Source organism: Microbacterium sp. 67-17 (assembly GCF_001898325.1).
GTDB classification, from domain to species: Bacteria; Actinomycetota; Actinomycetes; order Actinomycetales; family Microbacteriaceae; genus Microbacterium; species Microbacterium schleiferi.
The window spans coordinates 408110-431305 of the sequence record NZ_MKTR01000024.1 but is presented as its reverse complement, the minus strand read 5'-3'; the positions used below and the strand labels follow the sequence as shown (position 1 = coordinate 431305).

The 23196-nt window shown below is 67.7% G+C and carries 19 protein-coding genes; 3 read left to right on the top strand and 16 right to left on the bottom strand.

Annotated elements, in window-relative coordinates; genetic code table 11:
* Positions 1-94: 94 nt before the first annotated feature.
* The 4 genes from BGO47_RS11725 to pheS form a co-directional block, all read right to left on the bottom strand.
* Complete coding sequence (locus BGO47_RS11725) at positions 95-1927, bottom strand: YhgE/Pip family protein (protein ID WP_292712120.1); 1833 nt, start codon at positions 1925-1927, stop codon at positions 95-97.
* Positions 1924-4845 carry an MMPL family transporter gene (locus BGO47_RS11720; protein WP_292712119.1) on the bottom strand — a complete coding sequence of 974 codons (2922 nt, stop codon included), beginning with the start codon at positions 4843-4845 and terminating at the stop codon, positions 1924-1926. The genes BGO47_RS11725 and BGO47_RS11720 overlap by 4 nt, the downstream gene beginning before the upstream one ends.
* Before the next feature lie 130 nt (positions 4846-4975).
* The gene (gene pheT, locus BGO47_RS11715) at positions 4976-7510 is read right to left on the bottom strand and encodes a phenylalanine--tRNA ligase subunit beta (RefSeq protein WP_292712117.1); all 2535 of its coding nucleotides are present in this window, start codon (positions 7508-7510) and stop codon (positions 4976-4978) included.
* Positions 7510-8550, bottom strand: a complete 1041-nt coding sequence (gene pheS / locus BGO47_RS11710; RefSeq protein WP_292712115.1) for a phenylalanine--tRNA ligase subunit alpha — start codon at positions 8548-8550, stop codon at positions 7510-7512. Before pheS ends, pheT begins: the two co-directional genes overlap by 1 nt.
* Before the next feature lie 362 nt (positions 8551-8912).
* Here pheS and BGO47_RS11705 point away from each other — a divergent pair, with 362 nt between their 5' ends.
* A complete protein-coding gene (locus tag BGO47_RS11705) occupies positions 8913-11195 on the top strand; it encodes a glycosyltransferase family 2 protein (RefSeq protein ID WP_292712112.1) in 2283 nt (760 codons plus the stop codon).
* Positions 11192-12730, top strand: coding sequence for a carbohydrate-binding protein (locus BGO47_RS11700; protein WP_292712111.1), 1539 nt, complete (start codon positions 11192-11194; stop codon positions 12728-12730). Before BGO47_RS11705 ends, BGO47_RS11700 begins: the two co-directional genes overlap by 4 nt.
* Here the strand turns inward: BGO47_RS11700 and BGO47_RS11695 are convergent.
* The 6 genes from BGO47_RS11695 to infC all read right to left on the bottom strand — a co-directional run bounded on the left by BGO47_RS11695 (position 12697) and on the right by infC (position 17838).
* Positions 12697-14922, bottom strand: a complete 2226-nt coding sequence (locus BGO47_RS11695) for an ATP-binding protein (RefSeq protein WP_292712109.1) — start codon at positions 14920-14922, stop codon at positions 12697-12699. The genes BGO47_RS11700 and BGO47_RS11695 overlap by 34 nt on opposite strands.
* Positions 14915-15562: a response regulator transcription factor gene (locus BGO47_RS11690; RefSeq protein WP_292712107.1), complete on the bottom strand. Its 648-nt coding sequence runs from the start codon at positions 15560-15562 to the stop codon at positions 14915-14917. The genes BGO47_RS11695 and BGO47_RS11690 overlap by 8 nt, the downstream gene beginning before the upstream one ends.
* Before the next feature lie 72 nt (positions 15563-15634).
* Positions 15635-16438: an RNA methyltransferase gene (locus BGO47_RS11685; RefSeq protein WP_292712106.1), complete on the bottom strand. Its 804-nt coding sequence runs from the start codon at positions 16436-16438 to the stop codon at positions 15635-15637.
* A 127-nt stretch (positions 16439-16565) separates the two neighbouring features.
* The gene (gene rplT, locus BGO47_RS11680; RefSeq protein WP_228177768.1) at positions 16566-16949 is read right to left on the bottom strand and encodes a 50S ribosomal protein L20; all 384 of its coding nucleotides are present in this window, start codon (positions 16947-16949) and stop codon (positions 16566-16568) included.
* Between the two features lie 30 nt (positions 16950-16979).
* The gene (rpmI, locus tag BGO47_RS11675; protein ID WP_228177767.1) at positions 16980-17174 is read right to left on the bottom strand and encodes a 50S ribosomal protein L35; all 195 of its coding nucleotides are present in this window, start codon (positions 17172-17174) and stop codon (positions 16980-16982) included.
* 46 nt (positions 17175-17220) lie between these two features.
* On the bottom strand, positions 17221-17838 hold the full coding sequence (gene infC, locus BGO47_RS11670; RefSeq protein WP_292712167.1) for a translation initiation factor IF-3: 618 nt from the start codon (positions 17836-17838) through the stop codon (positions 17221-17223).
* A 287-nt stretch (positions 17839-18125) separates the two neighbouring features.
* On the opposite strand from infC, the gene BGO47_RS11665 reads away from it, so the two are divergent.
* Positions 18126-18545: a DUF1844 domain-containing protein gene (locus tag BGO47_RS11665; protein ID WP_292712165.1), complete on the top strand. Its 420-nt coding sequence runs from the start codon at positions 18126-18128 to the stop codon at positions 18543-18545.
* 25 nt (positions 18546-18570) lie between these two features.
* Here BGO47_RS11665 and BGO47_RS11660 read toward each other — a convergent pair whose 3' ends face one another.
* The 6 genes from BGO47_RS11660 to BGO47_RS11635 all read right to left on the bottom strand — a co-directional run bounded on the left by BGO47_RS11660 (position 18571) and on the right by BGO47_RS11635 (position 22956).
* Positions 18571-19383, bottom strand: coding sequence for an SseB family protein (locus tag BGO47_RS11660; RefSeq protein ID WP_292712103.1), 813 nt, complete (start codon positions 19381-19383; stop codon positions 18571-18573).
* Positions 19367-20113, bottom strand: coding sequence for a bifunctional 1-(5-phosphoribosyl)-5-((5-phosphoribosylamino)methylideneamino)imidazole-4-carboxamide isomerase/phosphoribosylanthranilate isomerase PriA (gene priA, locus BGO47_RS11655; protein ID WP_228177765.1), 747 nt, complete (start codon positions 20111-20113; stop codon positions 19367-19369). The genes BGO47_RS11660 and priA overlap by 17 nt, the downstream gene beginning before the upstream one ends.
* A gap of 63 nt (positions 20114-20176) precedes the next feature.
* On the bottom strand, positions 20177-20824 hold the full coding sequence (hisH, locus tag BGO47_RS11650; RefSeq protein ID WP_292712163.1) for an imidazole glycerol phosphate synthase subunit HisH: 648 nt from the start codon (positions 20822-20824) through the stop codon (positions 20177-20179).
* Between the two features lie 17 nt (positions 20825-20841).
* Positions 20842-21447 (bottom strand): imidazoleglycerol-phosphate dehydratase HisB, encoded by a 606-nt coding sequence (gene hisB / locus BGO47_RS11645; protein ID WP_292712100.1) that lies wholly within the window; start codon positions 21445-21447, stop codon positions 20842-20844.
* Positions 21444-22538 carry a histidinol-phosphate transaminase gene (locus BGO47_RS11640; RefSeq protein WP_292712099.1) on the bottom strand — a complete coding sequence of 365 codons (1095 nt, stop codon included), beginning with the start codon at positions 22536-22538 and terminating at the stop codon, positions 21444-21446. Before BGO47_RS11640 ends, hisB begins: the two co-directional genes overlap by 4 nt.
* 43 nt (positions 22539-22581) lie before the next feature.
* Positions 22582-22956, bottom strand: a complete 375-nt coding sequence (locus BGO47_RS11635; RefSeq protein ID WP_292712097.1) for a LysM peptidoglycan-binding domain-containing protein — start codon at positions 22954-22956, stop codon at positions 22582-22584.
* Positions 22957-23196: the final 240 nt, after the last annotated feature.

The window sequence follows — 23196 nt, the reverse complement described above, 5'->3', positions numbered from 1 at the left end:
ACCGTGGTCGCGGAAGCGACGAGGCCGTGCGGTGCCGGAAGCATGTCGCGAGAGTACCGACCTCGGCCTCGGCGCCGCAAATCGACGATCCCGCTCACGCCGGGAGCAGTGCGTTGACCGCCCGCGCGCGGGCTCGGTGCACACCCACCACGGTGCCCGCGAAGGCGAGGGCCGCCCAGAGAAGAAGTCCGGCCGCTGCCCCGAGCACGTCGTGCAGCGACCCGCCCACCAGAGCGTCGACACCTTGCAGGGCAATGCTCAGCGGCAGGATCGAGAACGGGGTGGCAGCCAGCGACCCGTCGGTGACCGGTTCAAGGGTGCCCGCGGCCACCAACTGGAGGCCGAGTGCGAGCACCGACACGATGAGACCTGCTCGACCGAACAGGGCGGTGAGTGCCTGGTGGAACAGCGTGAACGACACTGCAGCGGCAAGCGTGAGCCCGTAGGCCACCGCGATCCGATCGGGGACGACACCGAGGACGGCAACCCCCAGCCAAACGAGCACCGACTGCACGACGGCGATTCCCGCGGCAACCAATGCAGCGTCAGCGGCGATGTGCGCGGAGGTCGCAGGGGTCACCAGAGACGATCGCGCGAACGGCGCCACGACCAGGAAGGTGGCGAGCGCGCCGAGCCACAGCGACACCGGAGCCAGCGCTGCCACCGCTGCTGCCAGCGCAGAATCCGGTCCACCGATGCTCGCGGTGGTCACCCCGATCGGGGAGGCCACAGTGCTTGCGATGCTCTGCTGCTGGGCCGTCGAGTAACTCGGAATACTGGTTGCCGCCTCATCCAGGCCGCTCGCGAGCTCACCTGCGGCGCCGGCCGCGGTATCGAGGCCGCTGGCAAGCTCTGCGGCGCCGTCCGCGAGATCTGACGCACCGGACACCGCCGCTTGCTGGGCCGCGGAGAGCTCGGTGAGCGCTGATGCCGCCGGCCCCGCTAGATCCGCCACGATGTCTGCGCCGACGGCGAGTTCTGCGGCGCCTGCCGCATCGCCGGCGAGCGCCCCTGCCTGATCCTGGAGGTCCGCTGCAATCGCGGCGGCGCCACCGCGCAGCGCGAGGATCTCATCGAGTAGATCGCCGGCCGGTGCGGTCGGGTCAGCGGAGATCGCCGCAGCGAGGGCGTCGAGGTCGGCTACGCCGAGGTCCTGCGCAAGCGAGAGCGCCTCGGCGTCGATGGCGCTCCCGGCAAGCGAGCCCGCCAGAGCTGCGGCATCCGACCCGGCTGCCGCGCTGAGCGCACCGAGGTCGCGCACGCCCGTCGGGAGGGCGCGAAGCACTGTTCCGATGCCCTCGAGCCCCGTGACGAGCTCTCGCTGGCCCTGTGCGAGAACCCCGGCGCCTCCGGCGGCATCAGCGATGCCGGTCGCGAGCTCGCTCGCGCCGTCGGCCGCCTCACCGATGCCAGTGTGCAATTCCGTGAAAGCTTCCAGCGTGCCGGACACATAGCCCGAGGTGAGCTGCGCTTCCACTCCGCGCGGCAGCCCCGCCGCCAGAGCCTCAGCCAGTACTCCGGACAGATACCCGTGGCGGGTGCTGGTCTGTACGTTCAGCGACGCCTGGGTCGGCGCGTCGGTGCCGAGGGTTGCCACGTCCTGGGAGAAGTCGGCGGGGATCGTCACCACTGCGAGATAGGTGCCCTCGGCGAGCCCCTGATCTGCCGTCGTCGTGTCCGTCAGGGTCCAGGCGATCCCGTCGCTGGCCGTCAGAAGATTCTCGGTGACGAGCTTGCCGGCGGCGACAGGCGTGCCCCCCGCCTCGATCGGAATATCGAGATTCACGATCGCCACGGGAACTTGCTCTTGAGTCTGACGCGGCAGCAGCGTCAGCATGACCAGCAGTGGGATCAGGATCGCGAAGACGGCGAGCGCGATAGCCCGCCCTCGACCGCCACCGGTCAGCAGTCCCGACAGTCCGGTCATACGACCACCTCGTCGGCCATGTCTTGCCTGCCGGGAGCATCCACTGACCGGTCTGCCCGGAGGACCCTCACGGCGCGCCCGTGAGGGGTCACGGCGAGAGCGTGAGGGGTCACGGCGAGAGCGTCATCGACCACCGGGTCACCGACAGCGACAACGACCGTCGTCGAGGGCGACGCAGCGCGCAGGATGCGGCCGAGCAGCGCCGATTGATCTGACCGGCGCCGCAGGTCGAGGACCGCCACTTCGGGCGCCGATGCGAGCGCGGCGGCGGCATCGAGGGTCCACCGCTGATGCTCGTCCAGGCGCGACATCGACACATCGACCTCGTCGAGAGCGTTCGGCTCGCCCGCCAGCTCGCCCCACAGCTCGATCGCCCGGCGCGCCCGATCACGATGATCCCCTCTGCTGCCGTTGAGTCGTACCTGCCGCCGCACATGTTCGACAAGGGTGCTCGCGTCAGTGGGCGCGGGAAGCGCCGGAACCAGAACCGAAACCCGAGAGAGCGGCTCTCTCTCGAACGGAATGAGCCGACCACCGACGGCAAGGTCACCGCCGACGTCAGGAATGCGCCCCGAAAGCCCTGCGCAGACGGCGGCGGCTTCGGGGCCATGGACCACGAGGACTCCAGATTCGGGCAGGTCGACGGTGAGCGGCGCTGACTCGCCGAACGTCGCCTCGTGTGCGTGGATACCGGTCCCACGCACCTTCCGCTCGGCCTCACGCCATGTCCGCTGATCGAGCATCCGGCGCACCGCCTCGCCCTCGATGTCGGCATCCGGCAAGAGCTTCTCGAGCCAGCGCGGCAGCCACCAGGCACGGGCGCCCAACAGAGCCATGAGCGCGGGGATGAGAGTCATCCGCACCACGAACGCGTCGATGAGAACTCCCACCGCGAGCGCGAGAGCGATCGGCTGGATGATCGCGTTGCCGCCGGGGACGAACGAGAAGAAGACCGAGAACATGATGAGCGCCGCGGCTGTGATGACCCGCGCGGAGGCGGAGAAGCCCTGGAGCACCGCGGCGTGCGCGTTGCCAGAGTCGACGAACCGCTCGCGCATCCGTGACACCAGGAACACGTGATAGTCCATCGCGAGCCCGAACAGCACCGCCATGACGAGGATCGGCATGAAGCTGATGACCGGGCCGACCTTGCCGACGCCGAGAACAGACGCGCCCCACCCCCACTCGAACACGACGGTGGCGATCCCCAGGCCCGCACCCACGGTCAGGAGGTAGCCGAAGGTCGCGGTGATCGGCACGGCGATCGAGCGGAACATGATGGTCAGCAGTACGAGGCTCAGCCCGACGACCACGATCGCGAATGGCAGCATCGCCGCGCCGAGGCGGTCTGAGATGTCGATGGCGAGGGCGGTCTGTCCGGTGATCTCGTAGGTGAAGCCGTTCGTCGCCTCGAACGCTGCGGCACGATCGCGCAGGGTCTGCACGAGCTGGGCTGTCTGATCGGATGACGGGGAGCTGTCGGGAGTGATCGTGACAACGGCCATGTCCAGGGCTTCGTTGGGGAAGGCCTGCGAGACCGCGGTGATCCCCGGGACGCCCTGGAACGCATTCTCGAGAGCGGTGAGAGCCTGCTCAATCTGCAGCGTGCGAGAGATGTCGGCGGTCACCAGGAGCGGACCGTTGAAGCCGGGGCCGAACCCTTCGTCGAGCAGGTCGTAGGCGACCCGCGCTTCAGATCCCGGGGGGTCGTAGCCGGCATCCGGTAGGGTCAGGCGCAGCCCGGATGCCGGGATCGCGATCACCGCGAGCACCGCGGCGACACCGAGGGCCGTCAGCAGCGGCCGCCGCGTGACGATCTTCACCCACCCCGCCGTGCGCGCCGGCTCGGCGCTGCGGTGAGCTGCGCGACGCTCCGCCCGACCTCGGGGGATCAGCCGACGCCCGAGCAGGGACAGAATAGCCGGGAGCAGGGTGACAGCGACCAGCAGCGCTGTCAGGACGGCGCCGGCAGCTCCCAGGCCCATGACGGTGAGAAAGGGAATCCCCGCCACCCCGAGCCCCACGAGAGCAATCATGACCGTCATCCCGGCGAAGACGACAGCCGTGCCCGCGGTTGCGATGGCCACCGCTACCGACTCGGCGGGATCCATCCCCTCCCGAAGGTTGTCGCGGTGCCGGGACGTGATCAGGAGGGCGTAGTCGATACCGACGGCAAGGCCGAGCATCGTCGCGAGGACCGGGGCGGTCGAGGACACCGGCACGAGGGCACCGACGATCGTGATGGCGCTGGCTGCGAGTCCGACGCCGAGCGCCGCGGTCACGAGGGGAATTCCTGCGGCGATGAGGGAACCGAACGTGATCGCCAGAACAATGTAGGCGATGCCCATTCCGGCAAGCTCCGTCCAGTCGACGCCAGACGATGAGCTCGCGGCGAGTCCCGACACCGCGACGGTGAGGCCAGCATCCGCGAGTGGTGCAGTCGCCTGGGTCACCGACGTGACAAGCGAGTCCGGGATGTCGGTCGCGGCTACCGAGAGCTGCATGGCGATAAACGCCATGTCTCCGTTGGCAGAGATCTGCGAGGCAGCACCCTCGGATGCCGCCGTCGAACCGCTCGCCGTCATCGCGTAGGGGCACGTGACTGTTACCACATCGTCCAGGGCCGCGATGTCTTCACAGGCGGTGGCGATCAGGTTCTCACTCGCCGAGACCTGCCCGCCGGAGGGCGCGGCAACGACCACCTTTGCGCCGGCGCCGCTGATCTGCGGGAAGCGCTGCTCCAAGGCATCCAGGGCCGCCTGAGCCTGCGTCCCGGGCACGGTGAAACTCGACTGCAGGTGGTTACCGAGCACGCCCCCAAGCGCCGACGCTCCCACGACCACGGCCACCCAGATGATGATGACCGTCCACCGACGCCGGGCCGCGAATCGGCCCACGCGGTAGAGGAACGACGACATCGGCGCGGCTCCTTCTGGGGGTCATGTGGTCGCGGCGAGGTGCCGGCCTCAGCGCCCGGACCCGTCGCCAGCGTAGCGGCCCGTGTCCTCCCGCCGCGGGAGCCACGGCACCAGAACGCGGAGCTCGGGCTTACTCCCGGATTCGCGCCTCGAACCGCTCGGCTGCAACGGCGACACCTGCGAGCTTTGCCTCGGTGGCCTCCGCCGCCGTCAACGTCCGGTCGGGGGCCCGGAAACGCAGCGCATACGTCAGACTCTTCGTGCCGGGCTCGACACCTGCACCGCGGTAGTCGTCGACCAGCCGCACGGCTTCGAGTAGATCGCCCGCTCCCGAGACGAGCGCCGCCTCGACCTCAGCGGCAGCAACCGCCTCCGGCACGATGAGCGAGACATCCTGCGTCGCCGCGGGAAAGCCCGAGAGGGATGCCGCTACGACCCGCTCCCCCGCGAGGGAGACGATGAGGTCGAGGTCGAGTTCGGCAACGATGACGCGGCCGGGTAGGTCGGCGTCGGCTGCCACGGCGGGCAGGAGCTCGCCGACGTAGCCGACGGCGACATCGCCGACACGAACGTCACCGGCACGCCCCGGGTGCAGCGCCGCGCGCCGCGTCTGGACGATCGTCACGTCGACTCCCGCCGCAGAGGCCACGGTACGAACTGCGTCGATGACATCGGCGAGGTCTGCAGCCTCGGCACTCTGGCCGGGCTGCTTGGCCACCCGCGCTCCCGTCAACAGCATCGCGACATGACGTGGTTGCGATGGAATCGAGGCGTCAAGACCCGCGAGGGTGGCGGCATCCGGCCGGATGCCCAGCGGCGGAACGAACGGCGTGCCGTACTCGACGCCCGCAGCGGGAAGGAACACGACGCCGGTCTCGAACAGGGCGAGATCGACGAGCCCCCGCGACACATTGCGGTGCGCGACCTGCAGTAGGCCCGGCACAAGCGAACGACGCAGGTATGGCAACTGCCCGTCGAGAGGGTTCGCAAGCTTGATGCTCGGAAGATGACCTCCGTCGGCGCTGCCGTGAAGGTCGTTGCTCTCAGCGGTCGTGAACGGGAACGACGGGGTCTCGACGTAGCCTGCAGCTGCCAGCGCATTCGAGACGCGACGGCGCGCGCGCTGGGCAGCGGTCAGCCCGCGCCCCGAGGGCGGGGTGGGCAGCACGGAGGGGACCTGGTCGAGTCCGTGGATACGCGCGACCTCCTCGGCGAGGGTCCACCGGTCGGTAAGGTCGGGGCGCCACGATGGCGGGAAGACCAACCAGGGCGCGGTCGGGTCGGCTCCGGCATCCGGGATGTCGCACCCGATCAACCGGAGCGCCTCGGTGATCTGGTCGGCCGTGTAGTCAACGCCGATCAGACCGGAGACGAAGCCACGCGGCAGCTCGATCGCCGCCTGTTCGTGGCCAGAGCGCAGGGCGCCGCCGAACGAGGAGTCCAGCGTTCCCCCGGCCAGCTCGACCATGAGGTCAGCCACCCGACGGGCTGCGACGAACGGGAGGGCCGGGTCCACCCCGCGCTCGAAGCGCCGCGACGCTTCCGAGGGCAGCTTGTGTCGACGTGCCGTCCTCGCGATAGACACCGGGTCGAAGCGGGCTGCCTCGATGAGCACGGTGCGGGTCGTGGGTCCCATCTCTGTCGTTGCCCCGCCCATCACTCCGGCAAGACCGATCGGACCAGACTCATCGGTGATGAGGAGGTCCTCGGCATCCAGCGTGCGCAGCTGCCCGTCGAGGGTCTCGAGGGTCTCGCCGGCACGCGCACGGCGGACAGTGATCCCGCCCTGCAGAGTGTCGTAGTCGTAGCCATGGATGGGGTTACCGAGCTCGAGCATCACGTAGTTGGTGATGTCGATCAGGATGCCGAGCGGTCGCACCCCGGCAAGGGTCAGCCGCGTGATCATCCACGGTGGCGTGGGCTTGGAGGCATCCACGTCGCGCACGAGTCGCGCGACGAACTCCGAAGCGCCGATCTGCCCCCGGATCGGGTTCGCGTCGTCGACCACGATCGAGAACCCCTCACCGGGATCGACCTCCTCCCACGCCCGGTCGGCGGGGTCGCGGAATGGCGCCCCCGTGGCATGGGAGTACTCGCGCGCCACGCCCCGGATCGAGAGCGCATAGCCGCGGTCGGGGGTCACGTTGATCTCGACTGCCTCATCGTTGAGCCCGAGCAGCGCGATGGCATCCGAGCCCACCGGAGCGTCGATGCCGAGTTCGACGAGGCGCAGGATCCCCGAGTGGTCCTGCCCCAGCCCCAGCTCCTTGGCTGACGCGATCATGCCGTCCGAGACATGTCCATAGGTCTTGCGCGCGGCGATCGGGAAGGGCCCGGGCAGCACGGCACCCGGCAGGGTGACAACCACCTTGTCACCCGCGAAGAAGTTGCTCGCACCGCAGACGATGCCGCGGACGGCAGGCCAGTCCTCTGTGCCTTCTCCCTCGGCAACGCGCACCTGGCACCACCGGATCGTCTTTCCGTTGGACTGCGGCTCTTCGACGAACTCGAGAACCTCGCCCACCACGATCGGGCCAGAGAGCTCGAAGCGGTGAACGTCCTCTTCTTCGAAGCCGACCGATACCAGCGCGGCGAGCACATCTTCGGGGGTTGCCTCGGCGGGCACCTCGACGAACTCACGCAGCCACGACAGCGGAACGCGCATCACACCACCATCCCGAACTGCTCACTGAAGCGCACATCGCCCTCGGCCATGTCGCGCATGTCCTTCACGTCGCTGCGGAACATCAGCGTGCGCTCGATCCCCATCCCGAACGCGAACCCGGAGTACTCTTCGGGATCGATGCCCGCGGCGCGCAGCACGTTCGGGTTGACCATGCCGCAACCGCCCCACTCGATCCAGCGCGCACCGCCCTTGAAGGTGGGATGCCAAAGATCGAGCTCGGCGCTCGGCTCGGTGAACGGGAAGTAGTTCGTGCGCAGACGGGTCTTCGCCTCGGGACCGAACAGGACGCGCGCAAAGTGGTCGAGCGTGCCCTTCAGGTGCGCCATCGTGATGCCCTTGTCGATCACGAGGCCTTCGACCTGCGAGAAGACGGGAAGGTGCGTCGCGTCGAACTCGTCGGTGCGATACACCCGCCCGGGGCACACGACGTACACCGGAAGCTCACGATCAAGCATGGAGCGTACCTGCACGGGGCTCGTGTGCGTGCGCATCACGAGGTGCCGATCGATCGGGTCGACGAAGAAGGTGTCCTGCATCTGCCGCGCGGGGTGATCGACGTCGAAGTTGAGGGCGTCGAAATTGAACCACTCGTGCTCGAGCTCAGGGCCTTCGGCAACCTCCCAGCCCATGCCGACGAAGATGTCCGAAATCTCCTCTTGCAGGAGCGTGAGCGGATGCCGGGCACCGACCCGCGCACGCGTCGGCAACGCGGTGATGTCGATCGCTTCGGCATCCAGACGTGCCGCGAGTTCCGCGGCCTCGAGCTCGGCCTCCCGGGCGGCGAGCGCCTGCGTCACCTGACCGCGCGCTTGCCCGATGAGCTTGCCAAACTCGGCCTTGCGCTCCGGAGCGACATCACGCAGCGACGCGTTCAAGCGGGCCAGTGGCGAACCCTCGCCGACGTGCGCGGCTCGGGCCTGCTTGAGGGATGCCGAATCGGTGGCAGCGGCGATCGCGGCGCGTGCCGCATCTGCCGCCGCGGCGACGGTCTCGGGGGTGATCTGTGGGGCGTCGGACACGAGAGTCGAGTCTACCGAGGCAACAGAGTGCCGCTTCTCTCCGGCCAGGGCGGCGAGCAGATGGCGAAACCACCAGAATCAGTGGTTTCTGAACCTGCCAGCATGCGGGGCTGACGACACGATGGGTGCGCGGCGGCTCCGTCTCCCCCACCCGGGAGCCGCCGCACCCTCAGACCTGGGCGTCAATCGCAAAACCACCGAAGTTGGTGGTCGGTACCGCAGCAGCCACGGGCGCAGATCGGGACCATGAGGTGCGCGGCGGTTCCAGTCTCCCCGCCGGGGCCGCCGCGCCTCGGGAGCGCGCTCGAGCACCCGTTGCGCTGTGGGTCGAGACGAGACCTCACGCCGCCGAAGGAGAACCGATGGGCACCACCGTGCGCACTCGTCCCCAGTTGGGCACCGAGAAGGACCCCACCCCGTTGCCGCCTCTTCACGCACGGCCCGGAACCGGCACACTCGTGCGTGCGCGACTGTCGATCTGGGTGACCATGGCGCTGTGGGCGCTGTACGTGTTCACAGCTGCGCTCACGGTACTGCGCGGCGACAACGGAGCTGATGTGGCCGACCTCCTGAGCACCCTCACCTACGTCTTCGTCATCACCCTGCTGACGTTCTCATCGATCATGTATCTGCTGGCTCGTAGCGGTGCGATCAGCCGCTTCAATACGCACACTCGCGTACCACGGCGCAGCATCGATGATCACTTCGCCCAACGCCAGCCGCCGCTGACGGTGCTGGTTCCGTCGTATGCGGAGGAGCCGAACCTCGTGCGCCAGGCTCTTCTGTCCGCGGCGTTACAGGAGTACCCGCGGCTGGAGGTCGTGCTCCTCATCGACGACGCGCCCGATCCTGCGGATTCCGCGACGCACGAGCGACTCGAGCTCACGCGCGCGCTCCCGGACGAGATAGCGGCGCTCTTGGCAGAGCCGCTCGATCAGGCGCGCACCGCCATGGCAGCGCACGACGCCGCACTCCGCGACGGGTGGTGCGATGCCCACGCTGAGATGGCACGCGTGGCTGAGGCATATCGCGCTGCCGCGACCTGGCTGCGTTTGACTGCCGAAGAGGAGCCGAACGACGACAACGTCGATGCGTTTCTGCGCGAGGCCGTCATCGGTGCTCTCGCTCGCCAGTTGCAGCACACCGCTGATGCCGCAGCCGACGCCGCGGCATCAGCGGAGGAGATCGACCTGCGCCGGGTCAGCCAGTTGCTGCAGCGCCTCGTGTGGGTCTTCACCGCGGACATCAGGCTGTTCGAACGCAAGCGGTATGCATCCCTCTCCCACGAGGCAAACAAGGCGATGAACCTCAACGCGTACCTCGGCCTCATGGGGGGACGGTTCCGGCACGCCATCACCGCGCGCGGCATCGCCCTCGAGCCCGTCCCCCCGCACGAACCCGCAGACGTCGAGATCGCCGCAGCAGAGTACGTGCTGACTCTGGATGCCGACTCCGTGCTGCTGCCGGAGTATGCACTGCGTCTGGTCTACTTCCTCGAGAAGCCCGAGAACGCCCGAGTAGCCGTCGCGCAGACGCCCTATTCGTCATTTCGAGCGGCACCCACGCGCTTGGGGCGCCTGGCCAGCGCCACCACCGACGTGCAGCACATCATCCACCAGGGTCTGACCGCCTTCGACGCAACCTTCTGGGTCGGTGCCAACGCGGTCATCCGTCGCAGCGCACTGGAAGACCTCCGGATGGTCGAGCGGCGCGATGGCATCGAAGTGAGCATCTTCGTGCGCGACTCGACGGTCATCGAAGACACCGAATCGAGCATCGACCTGGTCGCCCACGGTTGGAGCCTGTACAACTACCCCGAGCGATTGAGCTACAGCGCAACGCCTCCTGACTTCGGTGCCCTGGTCGTGCAGCGGCGGCGCTGGGCCAACGGTGGCTTGCTCGTGGTCCCGCGCCTGTTTGCCGTGGCACGGGCACGGGCGCGGCAGCAGCATCCGATGTCGACGGTCACCGTGATGCTGCGCCTGAACTACCTCGCCTCGATCACCTGGGCAAGTCTCGGGTTGATCTTCCTCATGGCGAGCTTTCTGATCGAAGGTCGCCTCGTGACACCGTGGATGTTTCTCATCGCGGTTCCGTACTTCGCAGCGATGGCTTCGGATCTGCACAGCGCGGGCTACCACCGCCGAGACATCGTGGGCGTCTACGGCCTGAATCTGTTGCTGCTCGCGGTGAGTTTGGCAGGCGTCATCGGCTCGCTTCGGCAGGCAATGACCGGAACGAAGAGCACGTTCACCCGCACTCCCAAGGTCGCGCACCGCACCGTCGCGACAATCCCCTCGATCGTCGTGCCGTATGCGATCGTCGCGGTTTCGGCCTACATCGTGTGGCGCGCGATCGAGATCCAGGCCTGGGGAACCGCGGTCTTTGCCGGCATCAACGGGCTGACCACCGCCTGGGCGATCGTGAGCCTCATCGGGATCCGCATCTCGGTAGCGGATGTCTGGTTGCGATGGACGGACTGGCTGTGGGTTGCGCAACCGCAGCCGGATGCCGAGGCAGGCGAGTCCGGGGATCACTGGCGCCGAGCGCTGGACGAAGGAGAAATCGGCGCACCCGCACGAGCACCACGCTCCCGGCGCGCCTCGAGCCGGTCGGCCAAGACACAGAAGCCGGTGGCAGCATGACGGGAATCACGGGCCGCGCGGGCGGCAGATTCGAGGGTCGCCACTTCTCGTTCCTGCGATTGGTGGCGACCTTCGTCATCCTCGCGCTCGTGGGAGGGACCGCTGTTGCGGCGACCCTCCTGCCCGCTTGGTTGACACAGCCGAGCGGGGCCGTTGCCGAGGAGCGGTGGTTCGCCGGGTACTACGACGTCACGTTGGAAAGCGGCGAGGCGCTCGCGCGCAGCAACCTCAACGAGACACCGGGAGGGGCTGTGCTCGCTTTCGTCGTGGCGGCATCCGACACCTCCTGCACCCCCTCGTGGGGTATTGCCCACCGCCTGGGCGAGGCTGACGACGAGTTCGACATCGATCGGCGAGTCGAGCGGATGCAGGAGTTGGGTCTGAAGCCCGTTATCTCCTTCGGCGGTGCGGCCAATACCGAGTTGGCGCGTGCCTGCACCGACGAGGCGACCCTGCAACGTGCCTATACGCGCGTCATCGAGCGCTACGGCGTCGACACGATCGACCTCGACCTCGAGAACGACGATCTCACCGACGAGGATGCCGCAGCCCGCCGCGCCGAGGCGATCTCCCGCATCCAGCACGAGCGCAGCGCCGCAGGGGACCCGTTGGAGGTGTGGGTGACGCTTCCGGTCCTGCCGGATGGCCTCAACGAGGACGGCATCGCTGCGATCGGTTCCCTCCTCGACGGCGGAGTCGAGTTGGCTGGCGTGAACATCATGACGATGAACTACGGCATCGACCTCGGCGGCGCGACGATGGGTGAGGCAGCCATCCAGGCTCTCGAGTCGACCGCGACCCAGCTCACCCAACTCTGGGACTCACACAGAACCTCGATGCCAACGAGCGGCGTATGGTCGATCATGGGCGCGACGCCCATGATCGGGCGAAACGACGTCGCGGGAGAGATCTTCACCCTCGACGATGCACGACTGCTCAACCAGTTCGCCACGAAGCGCGGCCTGATGCGGCTGTCGATGTGGTCGATCAACCGGGACCGCACGTGCGGCACCAACTACCCCAACCCCACCGTCGTCTCGAACGAGTGCAGTGGCGTCGATCAGGCCGGGCAGACCTTCGCCGAGATCCTCGCCGAAGGTTACGACTACTCCGCCCCCGTCGCCACGCCCACGACGGCCGCGGCGATCGACGATCCCGAGACGAGCCCCTACCCGGTGTGGTCCTCGACCCAGTTCTACTCGGCCGGAGTCAGGATTGTCTGGCACGGCGGGGTCTTCATCTCGAAGTGGTGGGTGCAGGGAGGAACCGAACCCGACGACCCCGCAATTCCCGCCGAGGCAAGCGCCTGGACATACCTCGCCCCCGTGCTACCCGACGATGCCCCGTACTCGGTTCCCACACTGCCGGAGGGCACCTACCCGGAGTGGAATCCCGACACGCTCTACCAACAGGGAGAGCGCGTGCTCTACGACGGAGTCGGTTACGAAGCCAGATGGTGGTCGACGGACCAAGTTCCCGATCGGAGCCTGCTGGATCGGGATTACTCGCCCTGGAAGCCCCTGACCGAGCCGTGAAGTCGAACGACCTGACCCGTGCCCGTGAATCCGACCGTGACATCGTCGACGACCGCGTGCGCGACGTGATCACGGTCGGCGGGCAAGAGCCTTCCCACGAAGCGGTGACGAGACTGAGCGACGAGCGTTGACATCCAGTCGGCAACCGCCTGGAGGACTGCATCCTCGGTCGGCGCGTTCTCGGTGTCGTCAAGAAGAACCACATCGACGCCGCGCAGCCGAGCTCGCATGACGTCCTCGGTCAACGGTTCGCGCACCAATGACGCGGCACGGTACCCGTCACGCAGCCTCCCCTCGACAGCGCGAGCCCGGTCACGGTCGGCATCCGTGAGCGGTACGCCCGATGCCAGCATCTGCAAGAGCGGGCGGGCGTAGAGATCCAGATCCTCGGCACGGCGTTCGAGTTCACGCCGGGTGGCATCATCCCACGCGCGCTCCTGCATTGCGACGATCGCATCCTCGTTGGCGCGCACGCTCAAGCGCTGCACCCTCTGGATCACGACGGATAGGAGCGCGCCGAGCACAACCAGCAGGCCCATGCGCACCGCGGCGACGATAAGTCCAAGGTCGACCCCCCGTAACGCCACGTGAACTGCCGCTCCGAGGACGAGGACAACCAGAGCCACGAGGGTAGGCACGGGCCGCAGGCGCAATGCGACGCCACTGAGCACGAGACCGGCTGCCGGGAGAAACCACGCCTGTCCGTACGTCGCGGGACTCGGCGTCACGGCGATACCCGCCAGCGTGACGGCGATGACCAGCCCCGTGAGCACGGCCGATCCCAACCGCGCCGAAGACTGACGCCAGAGCATGGCAAGCACGCCGATCACGCCCAGTCCCACATAGATCGCGAGCGCACCCCCGCCGGAGGGGGTGCGCACCGCGACCGCGCACGCGATCGCGCCCTGCGTTGCATAGAACAGTGCGATGAGAACCCAGACTTCCCGATCGAACCGACGATCCTTGATGGCGTGGGCACGCACCGCGACTCGCGGCGAGCGTGAGGTAGCCGCCGATGACTCGGCGGCCGCCCGGCGCCAGATCAGCGTGACAGTGGTTCCGGAGCCGACGGATGAGCGCACGTGGGCGTCTCCCCCGACCAGGCGCATCGCATCAACGATGCTTGATCGGATGCCGAGCCGCCCCGGCGCAACGGCGGCCGGATCGAAGCCCGACCCATCGTCGGAGATCTCCACGAAGACACCGTGAGCGTCCCCGCGGATACGAAGACGGCGCGAAGCACCGGGAGCATGACGCACGCTGTTCTCGATCGCCTGGCGGGTGGCACCCACCAGCGCCCCCGTTGTCTGCTGGTCCGGAACTGCAGCGCGGGCATCCGGCGTAACCTCGATCCGAATGCGGGGGTCGTACTCCATCGCCTGGGTCTGAAGCGCGTCGATCCAGGAGAGCCCCGATGCGTCGCTGTCCGGAACCGCCGCATGCTCGGCCAGGTGCAGCGCGCGCTGAGCTTGTCGCTGGACGGCCTGTCTGGAACGCTCATCCCCATCCGCGGCTGCACGAAGCGCGACGAGGACCTCGTCGTGCACGAAAGCCGCGGAACGTGAGCGTGCCACCAGGCCGCCGCGCACTTCGGCTTCCTCCACGCTCGCGCGTCCCACCGCCGCCGCAACCAGGTCGGTGCGCACAGCGGCACGGATGAGGGCGCCGCCGACGATACATAGTGCAAGAGCGCTCAGACCGGTCTGCGTGTCGCTGATGAATGGTGTCAGGGTTGCCGGCGCACCGCCGAGCACGAGGCGGTACAGCGTCACGGTGACGAACGCGAAGACGGCCAACGCAAGTCCGGCAGCTTCGCCGCCAGCAACCACCGCTGCCAGCGCGGGTCCCCCGTACGACGTCAGCACCCACGGCAATGTCAGGGAAGCGGAGTCGGGAGCCACGACTGCCGCCACGGCACCGAAGCCCACGAGCGTCCCGACGTACAGGGCCGCGCAACTCGCTGCCGATAGTCGCAGCCAGCGCAGCGGCATCCAGGGCGTGCCAAGGCCCACGAGCACCAGCGCTCCCAAGGCGACGACGACGGGCGCGACGTACCAGGTGGGGATCGGCGCAAGACCCGCGCCGGATCCGACCAGCGCGATTCCGATGCCGGTGCTGGCGACCGACAGCGCCGCACCGGCCGTGAGCGCCCGACGCGCGATGAGCTCCGCGCGACGCGGAACCTCACCCACGCGTCGGCGTCGGCACGAAGCCGTCCTCAATGCCCCGCTGGTACAACTCGACCTTTGTGGTCGCGGGACGCCCCAGCCGGTGGTACAGCGTGCGGATGCGACGCAGGTGATCATTGACGGTGTTCTCGCTCACGAACAGGGCGGCGGCGACATCGCGGGCTCCCATTCCCGATGCGTAGAGAGCGAGCACCTCTCGTTCCCGTGCGGTCAACGGTGCGGCGCGCAGGAGCGGGTCCGAATCGATAGCAGAGGCCCACTCCGTGCTGGGAACATACTGGCCCGCGTGTGCCGAGCGGATCGCTGCGAGCAGCACCTCGCGCGGCGCCGATTTTCGCAGGATTCCGAGAGCCTCGGTGCGGGAAGCCTTGCGCACCAGGTAGGGGTTCTCGGCAGAGGTCAGTACCAGGACACGCGCGCCCCAAGCCCGCAGAGCGTCAACGTTCGACACAGGGTCGCTGCCGTCGCGAAGGCTGAGATCGAGGACTACGACGTCGGCTGCCCGCGGACTGCTGACCAGGGAGGACACCGTGAGCGCGTGACGGTCGAAGACGAGCTCCTGGTCGCCTGCGAGCAGCGACTGCAGAGCAAGCGCTACGAGTTCATGGTCATCGACGACCGCAACGCGCGCGGGCAGCACCATAGCGACCTTCCCAGAAAAGCCCCCCTTTCCGAGTATGGCGCACGCGCGGGCGTGTTCCGGTATAAATGCAGCTCAGGCGAGGGCGCTGCGCTGGGCGAACGCGGTCTCGTAGAGACACACACTCGCCGCTGTCGCCAGGTTGAGGGACTCGGCCTTGCCGTAGATGGGAAGCCGCAACGAGAGGTCCGCGTGCGAAAGCGCATCCTCTTCGAGCCCCCGCGCTTCGTTGCCGAACAGCCACGCGGTGGGCTCAGCGAGAAGGTCGCGGGATGCCAGGAAGTCGGTCCCGTCCACGTCTGCGGCCACCACCCGGATGCCGACGGCGTGCGCCTGTTCGACGGCCTCCGGCAAGTCCACCCCGATGGCGATCGGGAGGTGGAAGAGCGAGCCGGTCGTGGAACGGACGACTTTCGGGTTGTACGGGTCGACCGACTTGCCTGTCAGGACGACGGCGTCAGCGCCCGCCGCATCGGCCGCGCGGATGATGGTCCCGAGGTTTCCCGGATCCCGCACCTGCTCGCAGATCGCGACCAACCGCGGATGGGCGGCGAACACCTCAGCCACACTAGATGGGGTCTGACGCGCGACCGCCACGAGCCCCTGTGGCGTCACCGTGTCAGCCATGGCATCCAGGACGGCTTCGCTTGCCAGCTCCACGTCCAGTCCCGCGGCGCGGGCGGCATCCCGGATGTCGCTGTGCCGATCCAGCGCGCCGGGCGTCGCGTAGAGCTCCACGAGCGCGTCGGGCCGGTAGGCCAGCGCCTCGCGAACCGCCTGCGGTCCCTCGAGCAAGAACAGCCCGGTCTCCTGTCGCGCGCTGCGCTTGGACAGCTTCGCGACCGCGCGCACGCGTGGGGATCGCGGATTCTCCAGCACGGGCCCAGTTTAGAGGTACAGCGACGGCGATTCCCGCGCCATTGCGGGGCCCACCGAGCATATATTCCGCGAACGACACGAAGGGCGCCTCCCGCACGGGAGGCGCCCTTCAGGCAAGAGCGACCGATCAGGCCGACTTGGGTGCGTTGACGTCGCTGGGCAGCGCCTTCTTGGCGGTGTCGACGAGCGAAGCGAAGACCTTCGGCTCATTGACCGCGAGCTCGGCGAGCATACGGCGGTCGACCTGGACACCGGCCAGGTTCAGACCCTGGATGAAGCGGTTGTAGGTGAGGCCGTTCTGGCGGCTTGCAGCGTTGATGCGCTGAATCCACAGGCGACGGAAGTCGCCCTTACGCTTGCGCCGGTCACGGTAGGCGTAAACGAGCGAGTGGGTGACCTGCTCCTTCGCCTTGCGGTACAGACGCGAGCGCTGCCCGCGGTAACCGGACGCGCGCTCAAGGATGACGCGACGCTTCTTGTGGGCGTTGACAGCCCGCTTGACTCTAGCCATTTCGTTTCGTTCCTGTTCGTACCGTGGCGCTCAGATGCCGAGAAGCTTCTTGGCGACCTTCGCGTCACCGGGGGCGAGCATCTTGTCCGCCGACAGGCGGCGAGTGCGCTTGGTGGGCTTGCCCTCGAAGTTGTGGCGGAGGTTCGCCTGCTGCTTCTTGATCTTCCCGGTTCCGGTGACCTTGAAGCGCTTCTTGGCACCCGAGTGGGTCTTCTGCTTCGGCATCTTCTTTTCCTTCGTTGTGGTTCCCGCCGGGCGGGAGTCTGGGGGCCTACTCGGCGGGAGCGGCCGTGGGCTCGGGGGCTTCACCGCGGGCGGACTGACGTGCCGCCTCCTTGGTGGCAGCGCGTTGTGCGTTCTGCTCGGCCTTCGCCTCGGACTTGTTCTTGTGCGGTGCGATCACCATCGTCATGTTGCGGCCGTCGATCGTGGGGCTCGATTCAACAGTGCCGAACTCGGCGACGTCCTCGGCGAACTTGCGGAGCAAGCGCACACCCTGCTCGGGGCGCGACTGCTCGCGACCACGGAACAGAATCATCGCCTTGACCTTGTCGCCGGCCTTCAGGAACGACTCCGCGTGCTTGCGCTTGGTCTCGTAATCGTGCGGCTCGATCTTCAGGCGGAACCGGACTTCCTTCAGGACCGTGTTGGCCTGATTGCGTCGCGCTTCCTTCGCCTTCTGCGCAGCCTCGTACTTGAACTTGCCGTAGTCCATGATCTTGACCACGGGCGGCTTCGAGTTCGGGGCAACCTCGACCAGATCGAGATCGGCCTCCTGAGCCAGACGCTGCGCGACTTCGATGCGAACGACACCGACCTGTTCGCCTGCGGGACCGACCAAACGGACCTCGGGCACGCGAATGCGCTCGTTGATGCGGGGATCGCTGATGCGGAACTCCTCTTCGTGCGGGTGTAAGGCACCGCGACACGAGGTGCGCCGCGGGTGAGATCAGAACACTCCACCCGCTCGACGCTCTGCATCGGCTTCATTCACCCTGACGCTCGACAGCTCGTCGAGCGCTACTTCTCCAGACAATCGGATTGCCGGGGGAAGCGGAGTTCGTGGACCCGGTAGCCTTGAGCGGCAAGCGCGGGTGGGATGTGATCCTCTTTCGTGTCCGGCGCAAAGTGCTCCGGAGCCCGCACGAGTCTAGCAGAAGGCAACACGTGTCGACGATTCCCGGTTTTTCCGACCCTGCAGCATCCGACGGCCGATCGGCCGATCGCCGAGATCGCGAGCGCGAGCAACGCTGGGAGGAGGATGCCGAGGCCGCTGCCGCTGCATCCAGAGACATCGCTGACGTCCCGGCTGTCGAAGTCATCACGACCACTGCCGTGCACCTCATGAGCGCCGCGGCCGTGAAGGTCGGGCTTGCCGACGACCCCGAGAGGCAGAAGGACCTCGACGAGGCCCGCAAGCTCATCAATGCCCTCGCGGGCTTGATCACTGCCGGCGCTCCGGAGATCAGCGACATGCACGCTCGCTCGCTGCGCGATGGCCTGCGCTCGCTGCAGCTCGCGTTCCGCGAAGCGTCAGTGATCCCCGATCCCATCGGCAAGGGGCCGGGCGAGAAGTGGACCGGCCCGGTCACCTGATCCGAGACTCGCCAGGCCGCCGGGCTCAGATCGGCGAGCGCCGGATCTTGACGGCAAGGGAGTCCACGAGAACCGCGATGCGATCATCCGCTGCCCACCGCTTCGCGAGCCGCTGGAGCACGGCATCCAGCTCGTCGCGATCGAGGCCCGGCATGATGTCGAGGTGAACCTGGACCTCGGGGCCTCTCCCCCGCGCCTGCGGGTCTGCGGGTGCCAGCGAGAGATCGAGAACGGCAAGTTCCGCACCGATGCTTTCCTGGAATCCGGCGAAGACCTCCGGTGAGGTGTGCGCTGGCTCCCACGTGTGGCCCTGCGCAATGGCCCAGACGGCGGGGCGACGGATGACGAACTCGGTCTCAGAGCCGGGGTCGAGGACGATGAGGTCAGTGCCATCATCGACAGCGGCTGCCGCAGTGCGCACCCCGTCGGCCGGGACTGGCCGCGCTGCCGGGTCCCACATGCTCATCGCCGCGACCGACGAGAACACCGGAAGTACGCGCCGACCGTCGGGAGCTGCGACCGTAACGATCGACAGCTCCTGCGTCTTGTCCACCGTCAGCCCGTGAGCACCGACGCCCTCGTCGCCCTTCTCGGCGACGAGCGGAATGAGAAGGCGCGCAGATCGATAGGCGTCGATCACCTCGACGACGGAGGACTCGCCCACCCGGAAGCGCTGGATTGCATCGATCAGCGCCGGGTCCGCCGAGCCGTCGTCACCGGCGAACGGGTTCGCCTCGAAACTGCGCCCGGCCCAGGGGAAGCCTGCGGAGTCGGCGGTGTGATCCGATCCGTGAGCGTGCGCGTGCGGATTGCGCGAGTCCTCAGCCTCCGGCGACATCCAGTGCCTCGGCCAGGGTGAAGGCGCCCGAATACAGCGCCTTCCCGACGATCGCTCCCTCGACCCCAAGCGGGACGAGTTCGCGCAGCGCCGCGATGTCATCCAGCGTTGCCACGCCGCCCGAGGCGATGACCGGCTTCGGGGTGCGGGTCGTGACCTCCCGAAGCAGATCGAGGTTGGGCCCGCGAAGCGTGCCGTCCTTGGTCACATCAGTGACCACATAGCGGCTGCACCCGGCATCCTCGAGGCGGTCGAGCACCGCCCACAGGTCGCCGCCCTCCTGCGTCCAGCCGCGAGCCGCGAGGGTCGTGCCGCGCACGTCAAGCCCCACCGCCACCAGCTCGCCGTAGCGGCCGATCACGTCGGCGGCCCACTCCGGGTTCTCAAGCGCCGCGGTGCCAAGGTTCACGCGCTCGGCACCGTACTCGATCGCGAGCTCCAGGCTGCGGTCATCGCGGATGCCTCCCGACACCTCGACGTGAACACCCTTGACCTGCTTGATGACCTTGCGGATCACTCCGGCGTTGCTGCCGCGGCCAAACGCGGCATCCAGGTCGACGAGGTGAATCCATTGCGCACCCTGGCGGGCCCAATCGACGGCAGCCTCGACCGGATCACCGTAGCTCGTCTCCGAGCCGGCGGCGCCCTGGGTCAGGCGCACGGCCTTGCCGTCGGCGACGTCGACGGCGGGCAGCAGAATCAGTTCGGGCGTTGACGCGAAGTCGTTCATGGTTCCTCGGGCGGGTTCACGGAGCCCGCGGCACGCCGATCAGAATCGGGGGCAGGCACGAGTTCAGAGGGTAGCCGCGGGAAGGCTCGTGATCCAATTCGCGAGCAACCGGATGCCCGCCTCCCCCGACTTCTCGGGGTGGAACTGCGTCGCCGCCAAGGGGCCGTTCTCGACGGCTGCGACAAACGGCGCGCCGTGCGTTGCCCAGGTCACGACCGCGCTGGGGAAGGGATCGTGGGCCTCGAGGGTCCAATGCTGCGCGGCGTACGAGTGGACGAAGTAGAACCGCTCCGATTCGATGCCGCGAAAGAGCGTCGACCCGGCGCCCGCATCCACGGTGTTCCATCCCATGTGCGGGAGCACCGGCGCGTCGAGTTCAGTGACCGCCCCGGGCCACTGCCCGAGCCCGAGGCTGTCCGCTCCGCGTTCGACACCGTGCTCGAACATCACCTGCATCCCGACACAGATCCCCAGCACCGGGCGTCCGCCTGCCAAGCGCCGCTCGATGAGCTGGTCGGCACGCGAGTCACGCAGAGCATCCACAACCGAGCGGAAGGCACCGACGCCCGGGACGACCAGCCCATCAGCAGCCATGATCAGGTCGCGGTCTGCTGTCAACTGGGCGTCAGCCCCTGCCAGGGCCAGTGCCTTGACGGCGGAGTGAACGTTGCCGGATCCGTAGTCCAAAACGGCAACCGTCGGTCGTGCGATCGTTGCCGGCGCCCCGGTCACAGCGCGCCCTTCGTGCTCGGAATACCTCGCACGAGGGGGTCGAAGGCCTTGGCCTGGCGGAAGGCGCGCGCGAAGGCTTTGTACTCGGCCTCGGCGATGTGGTGGGGGTCGCGACCAGCCAGGACGCGAAGGTGGACCGTGAGGCCGGCGTGGTAGCTGATCGCCTCGAAGGTGTGCCGCACGAGCGACCCTGTGAAGTGACCAGCGATCAGGTGCAGTGCGAACCCGTCAGGCTCGCCGTCGTGCACCAGGTAGGGGCGCCCACTGATGTCGACGACGGCCTGCGCCAGGGCGTCGTCGAGCGGAACGAGCGCGTCACCGTAACGCGAGATGCCCGCCTTGTCGCCGAGAGCCTCACGGATGGCGTCACCGAGCACGATCGCGACATCCTCGACGGTGTGGTGGGCGTCGATCTCGACGTCGCCCTCGGCCCGGACTGTCAGGTCGGTCAGGGAGTGTTTCGCGAACGCCGTGAGCATGTGATCGTAGAACGGAACTCCGGTGTCGATGGTGCTGGCGCCGGTGCCGTCGAGGTCAAGACTCAACTCGACGCGCGACTCGCTCGTGGCTCGCGTGAGTGTTGCGGTGCGGCTGCTGCTCATGCGCGAGAGTCTATCGACGCGAGTGCTTCCAGAAACGCTGTGGTCTCCTCTGCTGTACCCGCCGACACCCGCAGGCTTCGCGGGATTCCGACGTCGCGAACGAGGATGCCGCGATCGTAGAGCTGCTGCCATGTGCGACCGGGGTCCTCCACCCCGCTGAAGAGCACGAAGTTCGTCCACGATTCGTAGGCGCGATAGCCGAGGGCCTCGACGGTCGCCGAGATGCGATCCCGCTGCGCCACGATATCGTCCACCATCTGGAGCATCACCGGGGCGTGGGTGAGCGCGGCGAGCGCTGCCGCCTGGGTGAGGGAGCTGAGGTGGTAGGGCAACCGCACCAAGCGCAGGGCGTCGATCACAGCGGGATCGGCGGCGAGGTAGCCAACCCGGGCTCCCGCGAACGCAAATGCCTTGCTCATCGTTCGCGAGATGAGGAGGCGCTCCCGACCGGGCAGCAGGGACAGCGCCGAGGGCGCAGTTCTCGGCGCGAACTCGAAATAGGCCTCGTCGACGATCACGATCCCGCGCGTTGCCTCGTAGGCCGCCTCGATCAGCTCGAGGCTCATCGGGGTCCCGGTCGGATTGTTGGGAGCACACAGGAAGACGATGTCGGGATCGGCTGCGGTGATCTGGTCGACTGCCGATTCGACATCCACGGTGTAGTCAGTACCACGGCTCCCCGACACCCATTCGGCCCCCGTCGCGCGCGTCAGCAGCGGATACATCGAATAGGTGGGAGCGAAGCCGAACGCACGACGCCCCGGCCCACCGAACGCCTGAAGGACGTGCTGAAGGACTTCATTGGATCCGTTCGCCGCCCAGATCTGGTCGGCGACGAGGCCGTGGCGAAGGTACTCGGCGAATCCCTCACGCAGCTCACGGAACTCGCGGTCGGGGTAACGATTGATCTCGCCGAGAGCCCGCCCGATCGCATCCAGGATGTCGTCGGCGACTTCCCGCGGCACCGGGTGGGTGTTCTCGTTGACGTTCAGAGCGACAGGCAGTGGCGCCTGAGGCGCGCCATAGGGGGTAAGGCCCCGCAGGTCATCGCGGAGCGGGAGATCATCGAGGCGAATCGTCACCCGTCCCATCGTACGGTGCGCGACAGCAGCACACCCGGTTCTGCGGCCCTGCTCATTGCGTATACGCGAGCGGGAGAGCGAGCTGCTGCCCTGCGCTCACGACGCTTCCCGTCAGGCCGTTCAGTCGGGAGATCTCGGCCACGACATCGCGGGGGTCGGCATCCGGGGCGATCTCCTGTGCGATAGACCACAAGGAATCGCCCGCCGAAACGGTGACCGTCTCGAAGGTTCCCGACGGCGCCGAGGGATCGAGGGATGCCAGGGCTGCCCCGCCTCCCCAGATGACCCCGAGGATGACCAGGACCGCCGGAAGCGCAGCGAGCACCGTCAGGACGGCTCGACCACGAGCGGTCAGCCGAAGTCTGGTCGCAGCCGGTCGCACCGCAGTCATGGTCGTGGGTGCGGAGCCGAGAGCAATCGTCGTCATGTCATCCTCCGTTATCTCGGGGAGAGATTCGCATCCACCGCTCGGCCAGGAGAGGCGGATACGAATCTCTATTCCGAATTTATCTTCGAGTATTGTGTCTGTCAAGTGCGAACCCGGCCGCGAATCCTTCGAACACGACACGCGGGGCCGGAACAGGCGAAACGGTGTCGAGGCGGTTACGGTTTCGATGAAGACAGGTCATCACCAACCTCCGACATTCGAAGGGGAGTGCGGGACGGA